This is a genomic window from Amnimonas aquatica, assembly GCF_002943415.1.
GTDB lineage: Bacteria > Pseudomonadota > Gammaproteobacteria > Pseudomonadales > Moraxellaceae > Perlucidibaca > Perlucidibaca aquatica_A.
The window spans coordinates 1-5,590 of sequence record NZ_PTQZ01000116.1; the positions used below are offsets into that span (position 1 = coordinate 1).

Annotated in this window: 4 protein-coding genes; 2 read left to right on the forward strand and 2 right to left on the reverse strand. The window is 68.0% G+C overall.

All coding sequences use genetic code 11. The features are described from left to right. Positions 1–117 precede the first annotated feature (117 nt). Together C5O18_RS05820 and tilS are read left to right on the forward strand one after the other, a co-directional pair. Positions 118–1,086 carry an acetyl-CoA carboxylase carboxyltransferase subunit alpha gene (locus tag C5O18_RS05820; RefSeq protein ID WP_105192302.1) on the forward strand — a complete coding sequence of 323 codons (969 nt, stop codon included), beginning with the start codon at positions 118–120 and terminating at the stop codon, positions 1,084–1,086. Between the two features lie 23 nt (positions 1,087–1,109). Then, entirely contained in the window at positions 1,110–2,486 is a 1,377-nt protein-coding gene (gene tilS, locus C5O18_RS05825; protein WP_105192296.1) for a tRNA lysidine(34) synthetase TilS, read from the forward strand. Positions 2,487–2,530: 44 nt separating this feature from the next. Here tilS and C5O18_RS05830 read toward each other — a convergent pair whose 3' ends face one another. Then, positions 2,531–4,093, reverse strand: a complete 1,563-nt coding sequence (locus C5O18_RS05830; RefSeq protein ID WP_105192298.1) for a flavin-containing monooxygenase — start codon at positions 4,091–4,093, stop codon at positions 2,531–2,533. Positions 4,094–4,227: 134 nt separating this feature from the next. Beyond that, positions 4,228–5,442: a beta-ketoacyl-ACP synthase I gene (fabB, locus tag C5O18_RS05835; protein ID WP_105192300.1), complete on the reverse strand. Its 1,215-nt coding sequence runs from the start codon at positions 5,440–5,442 to the stop codon at positions 4,228–4,230. Positions 5,443–5,590 lie beyond the last annotated feature (148 nt).

Below are 5,590 nucleotides of genomic sequence, written 5' to 3' on the forward strand. Positions count from 1 at the left end.
ATGGCGACACCGGCCGGTCGCACGGGCTGTAATTTCGGGTAACCATTCCGCACTTGGTCTTGGTTTACAGCCGTAACGATATCGGTACACTCGGCGCAACGACCGATGGAAGTCATCATGAATCCGAACTACCTGGACTTTGAACAACCGATCGCAGAGCTGGAGGCCAAGATCGAGGGCCTGCGCGCGGTCGGCAGCGGTACCCGCCTCAATATCGAGGAAGAGGTGGTCCGCCTGCGTGACAAGAGCGTGAAGCTGACCGAGGACATTTTCGCCAACCTGTCCGCCTGGCAGGTCTCCCAGCTCTCGCGTCATCCGCGTCGCCCCTACACGCTGGATTATGTCGAGCGCCTGTTCACCGATTTCGACGAGCTGCACGGCGACCGCGCCTTCAGCGATGACGCCGCCATCATCTGCGGCACCGCGCGCTTCCTCGGCGAGCCGGTCATGATCATCGGCCATCAGAAGGGCCGCGAGGTGCGCGAGAAGGTCAGGCGCAACTTCGGCATGCCGCGCCCCGAGGGCTACCGCAAGGCCCTGCGCCTGATGGAAATGGCCGAACGCTTCCGCATGCCCATCTTCACCTTCATCGACACGCCGGGCGCGTATCCGGGCATCGACGCCGAGGAGCGCGGCCAGAGCGAGGCCATCGCGCGCAACCTGGCGGTGATGTCGCGGCTGAAGACACCGATCATCTCCACGGTGATCGGCGAAGGCGGTTCCGGCGGCGCACTGGCCATCGGCGTCTGCGACAGCCTGCTCATGCTGCAGTACAGCACCTACTCGGTGATTTCGCCGGAAGGCTGTGCGTCCATCCTCTGGAAGACCGCTGCCAAGGCGCCGGAAGCTGCCGAGGCCATGAACCTGACGGCGAGCCGCCTGCGCACGCTGGGTTTTGTCGACGAACTGGTCGAGGAGCCGCTGGGCGGTGCCCACCGCGACTTCGACGCCATGGCCGAGTCGCTGCGCAAGGCCCTGCTGCGCCAGCTCAAGCGCCTGCGTTCGCTGGACCATGACGTGCTGCTGCAGCGCCGCTACGACCGCCTGATGAGCTACGGCAACGCCATCCAGCCCACGGGCACCTGAGGCCGGCAGCCGCCGGTACCGACATGAGCGCGCACGAGGCGAGCCATCCGCTGGGCGCGCTGCGTGCCTTCCTGACCGCCCGGCGTGCCGATGCGCCGGGCATTCGTGGTCTGGTGCTCGCCCACAGCGGCGGCCCCGATTCCCTGACCCTGCTGCTGGCGGCGGCGCAGATCGCGCCGCTGCTGGGCTGCCGCCTGCGTGCGCTGCACGTGCACCACGGCCTGCATGCCGATGCCGATGCCTGGGCCGCACAGGCCATGGCGCAAGCCGCCGCGGTTTCGGTGCCTTGTGATGTGCTGCGGGTCCGCGTGCCGGCCGGTGCCAGCATCGAGGCGACGGCGCGGGCCGCACGCTACGACGCGCTGACTGCGTGTCTGGCGACCGACGAAGCGCTGCTGCTGGCGCATCACCTGGATGACCAGGCCGAGACCCTGCTGCTGCGGCTGATGCGCGGCGCCGGCCTGCACGGTCTGGCCGGCATGCGGCCGGTATCTGCCTGGCGCGCGCCGGACGGCCGCGAGACCGCACGCTGGCGGCCCTGGCTGAGCCTGCCGCGCGAGGCCCTGGCGCGCTGGCGCCCGCGGGCCGAAGCCTGCCTGCGCAGCCATGACCCCCTGATGCCAGCCGGTGCGCTGGACCCGGTGCACGACCCCGCCAACAGCGACCCGCGCTTTGACCGCACCCTCCTGCGCCACGAGCTGCTGCCGCTGCTGTCCCGGCGCTGGCCGGAGGCCGCCGGCCAGCTCGCCCGCAGTGCCCGGCAGCTGGCCGGGCAGGCGCAGGCGCTGGATGCGCTGGCGGATGACTGGCTGGCGCGGGCGGTGCTGCCGTCCGGCGCCTTGTCGCTGCCGCTGCTGACCGGGCTGGATGACGTCACGTTGCAGGCCGTGGTATCGCGCTGGCTGTCCGTGCGCGGTGCGCCGTCACTGCCGGTACGTTACTGGTCCCGGCTGCGTGCCGAGCTGCTGCGGGCGAGGGCGGACAGTCTGCCGCAGCTGGCGTGGGCCGGATGGTCGTTGCGGCGCTACCGCGAAGCCGTGTATCTGCTGGCGGATGCCTCGTTGCAGGCGCTGCCCGCCGGGGGCGCGGACTGGCCGGACCCGAGGGTGCCGTTACAGTGGGCTGGCCGGGAGTGGCTTGCGGCCGAGCTGGTGCCGGGCTTGGCCGAGGATGACCCGCGCCTGGTGCTGCCGTGGCGGCTGGCACCGCGCCGGGGTGGCGAGCGCTGGCGGCCGCCGGGCAAGGCGCATTCGGTGTCGGTGAAGCACTGGTGCCAGGAAATGGGGATTCCGCCGTGGGAGCGGGGTAGGGTGGTTTGTCTGTGGGTGGGAGAGGCAGTGCTGGCGGTGGTGCCGGTCTCGACGGGTGATGCCGGCCTCGCGGCATCACCAGCGCCATGACATGAAAAAGGGGCGCATGGCGCCCCTTTTCCTTCGTGCCGGCTTCAGCCCCGGCCCAGCGCGCCCTTCAGCGGCGCCGTCACCAGATCGGCCACGGTGCTGGCGGCCCTGAGGGCGCGCTGCTCCAGACCGGACGGCTTCTTGCCGACCTTGCCGTCGAACTCCAGGATATCGTCCGCGATGCTGCTGTAGCGCAGCACCGGAATGTCGGACATGTAGTCCTGGGTGATTTTCCACGGCGCCGACTTGCCCTGGCGCGGCAGGCGATCCGCGGCGCGGCGCACATAGCCAGCCGACAGGCTGCCGAACACGGTGTCTTCGGTGAGCTGGCTTTCGTCGCCACGTGCCTTGAAGGTCCTGTAGCCCTTCTTGTCCATGTGCTGGAGCACGCGGCAGAAGTACTCGGAGGCGATGTCCGCCTTCAGGGTCCAGGAGGCGTTGGTGTAGCCGAAGATCATGGCGGCGTTGGGCACGCCGTCGACCAGCACGCCCTTGTAGGTCAGTTTCTGGCTGATCGGGATCGCCGCACCGTCGATGCTCACGGCCACGCCGCCGAGCAGCTGCACGTCCAGGCCGGTGGCGGTGACGATGATGTCGGCTTTGATCTCCTGGCCCGACTTCAGCAGGATGCCATCCTTGGTGAAACGCTGGATGTGATCGGTCTCGATCGAGGCCTTGCCCTCGCGCAGCACCTTGAACAGGTCGCCGTTGGGCACCACGCAGAGGCGCTGGTCCCACGGATTGTAGCTGGGCGAGAAGTGGCGGATGTCGACGTTGCTGCCCTTGAGCTGGCGCTTGGCCATGCCCAGGATGAAGCGGCGCACGACCTGCGGCTTGGCACGCGCGGTCTGGTAGAGCAGACGCTGGATGCCGATGTTGCGGGCGCGGTTGAGACGGTAGGCGACCTTGGCCGGCAGGGCGGCCTGCAGGACGCGGCTGAGCGGATCGACCGCCGGCACCGACAGGATGTAGGTCGGCGAGCGCTGCAGCATGGTGACGTGCTCGGCCTTGTCGGTCATGTTCGGCACCAGCGTGATGGCGGTGGCGCCGGAGCCGATGATGACCACGCGCTTGCCGCTGTAGTCGAAGTTCTCCGGCCAGAACTGCGGGTGCACGATCTGGCCCTTGAAGTCCTTCTCGCCCGGGAAGTCGGGGCGGAAGCCGGTGTCGTAGTTGTAGTAGCCGGTGCAGCCGAGCAGGAAGCGGGCCGTCCAGGTCTCGGGGTTGCCACCCTGTTCGTCGGTGGTGCTGACGGTCCAGAGCTGATCCTTCGAGGACCAGTCGGCCGTGGCGACCTTGCGACCGAAGCGGATGGCCTTGTCGACGCCGTATTCCTCGGCGGCCTCGGCGACGTACTGCTTGATCGAGGCACCGTCGGCGAGCACGCGCGGCGACAGCCAGGGCTTGAAGTTGAAACCGAAGGTGTACATGTCGGAATCGGAGCGGATGCCCGGATAGCGGAACAGGTCCCAGGTGCCGCCGACGGCGTTGCGACGCTCGAGGATGGCGATGCTCTTGTCCGGGCACTTGCGCTTCAGGTGGCAGGCCGCGCCGATGCCGGACAGGCCTGCGCCGATGATGAGGACGTCTTGGTGCTGAATGGTCATGGCGTGTTGTCTCGCGCTAAGGAACGAGGACAACGTACGGAAAAGCCGTCAGTCCGTCAATATTTGACAACGCATATTGTAAGAATTTCGCGCGCTGTCGGATGACCGGGCGGTCAGTCCGACAACGCTGGTAGTCACACCTTGCGCAGCACCAGGGTGGCGTTGGTGCCGCCGAAGCCGAAGCTGTTGCTCATGATGGTGCGCAGACCGGCCTGGTCGACACGCGCACGCACGATCGGCAGGCCGTCGGCCTCGGGGTCCAGCTCGCTGATGTTGGCGGAGGCGGCGATGAAATCGTCGCCCAGCATGATCAGTGAATAGATGGCCTCGTGCACGCCGGCGGCGCCGAGGGCGTGGCCGGACAGCGACTTCGTCGAGCTGATGCGCGGGGCCTGATCGCCGAACACCGCACGCACCGCCTTCAGCTCGGCGACATCGCCGACCGGGGTGGAGGTGCCGTGCGTGTTCAGGTAGTCGATCGGCGTGTCCACCGTGGCCAGGGCCTGGCGCATGCAGCGCTCGGCACCTTCGCCGCTGGGCGCGACCATGTCGTGGCCGTCAGAGGAAGCGCCATAGCCGACGATTTCGGCCAGGATGGTGGCGCCGCGCGCCACGGCGTGTTCATAGGCCTCGACCACCACCATGCCGCCGCCGCCGGCGATCACGAAGCCGTCGCGGTTGGCGTCGTAGGCGCGCGAAGCCTGCTCCGGGGTGTCGTTGTACTTGCTCGACATGGCGCCCATGGCGTCGAACATGCAGGACTCGGCCCAGCTTTCCTCTTCCGCGCCGCCGGCGAACACGATGTCCTGCTTGCCGAGCTGGATCTGCTCCGCGGCGTTGCCGATGCAGTGCGCGCTGGTGGCGCAGGCGGAGGCGATGGAGTAGTTCACGCCCTTGATCTGGAAAGCGGTGGCGAGGCAGGCCGACACCGTGCTCGCCATGGTGCGCGGCACCATGTACGGACCGATGCGCTTGATGCCCTTCTCGCGGGCGATGTCGGCGGCCTCGACCTGGTTGATGCTGGAGGCGCCGCCGGAACCGGCGATGAGGCCGGTGCGCGGATTGATCACCTGCTCCGGCGTCAGGCCGGCCATCTCGATGGCACGCTGCATGGCGATGTAGCCGTAGGCGGCGGCATCGCCCATGAAGCGGCGCTGCTTGCGGTCGATCAGGGCATCGAGGTCGAGGCCGGTGATGCTGCCGCTGACCTGGCTGCGAAAGCCCATTTCGGCGTACTTCTCGTTGCGGCGTATGCCGGAGCGGCCGTGGAACAGGCTGTCCCGCACGCTGGCCCGATCATGGCCGAGGCAGGACACGATGCCGAATCCGGTGATGACGACGCGACGCATGGCAATGACTCCTGTATCAGAAACTGTCGGTGCTGGTGAACAGGCCGACGCGCAGATCCTGCGCAGTATAGATCTCGCGACCGTCGACCAGTACCCGGCCGTCGGCGATGCCCATGACCAGCTTGCGCTCGATCACGCGCTTGACCTG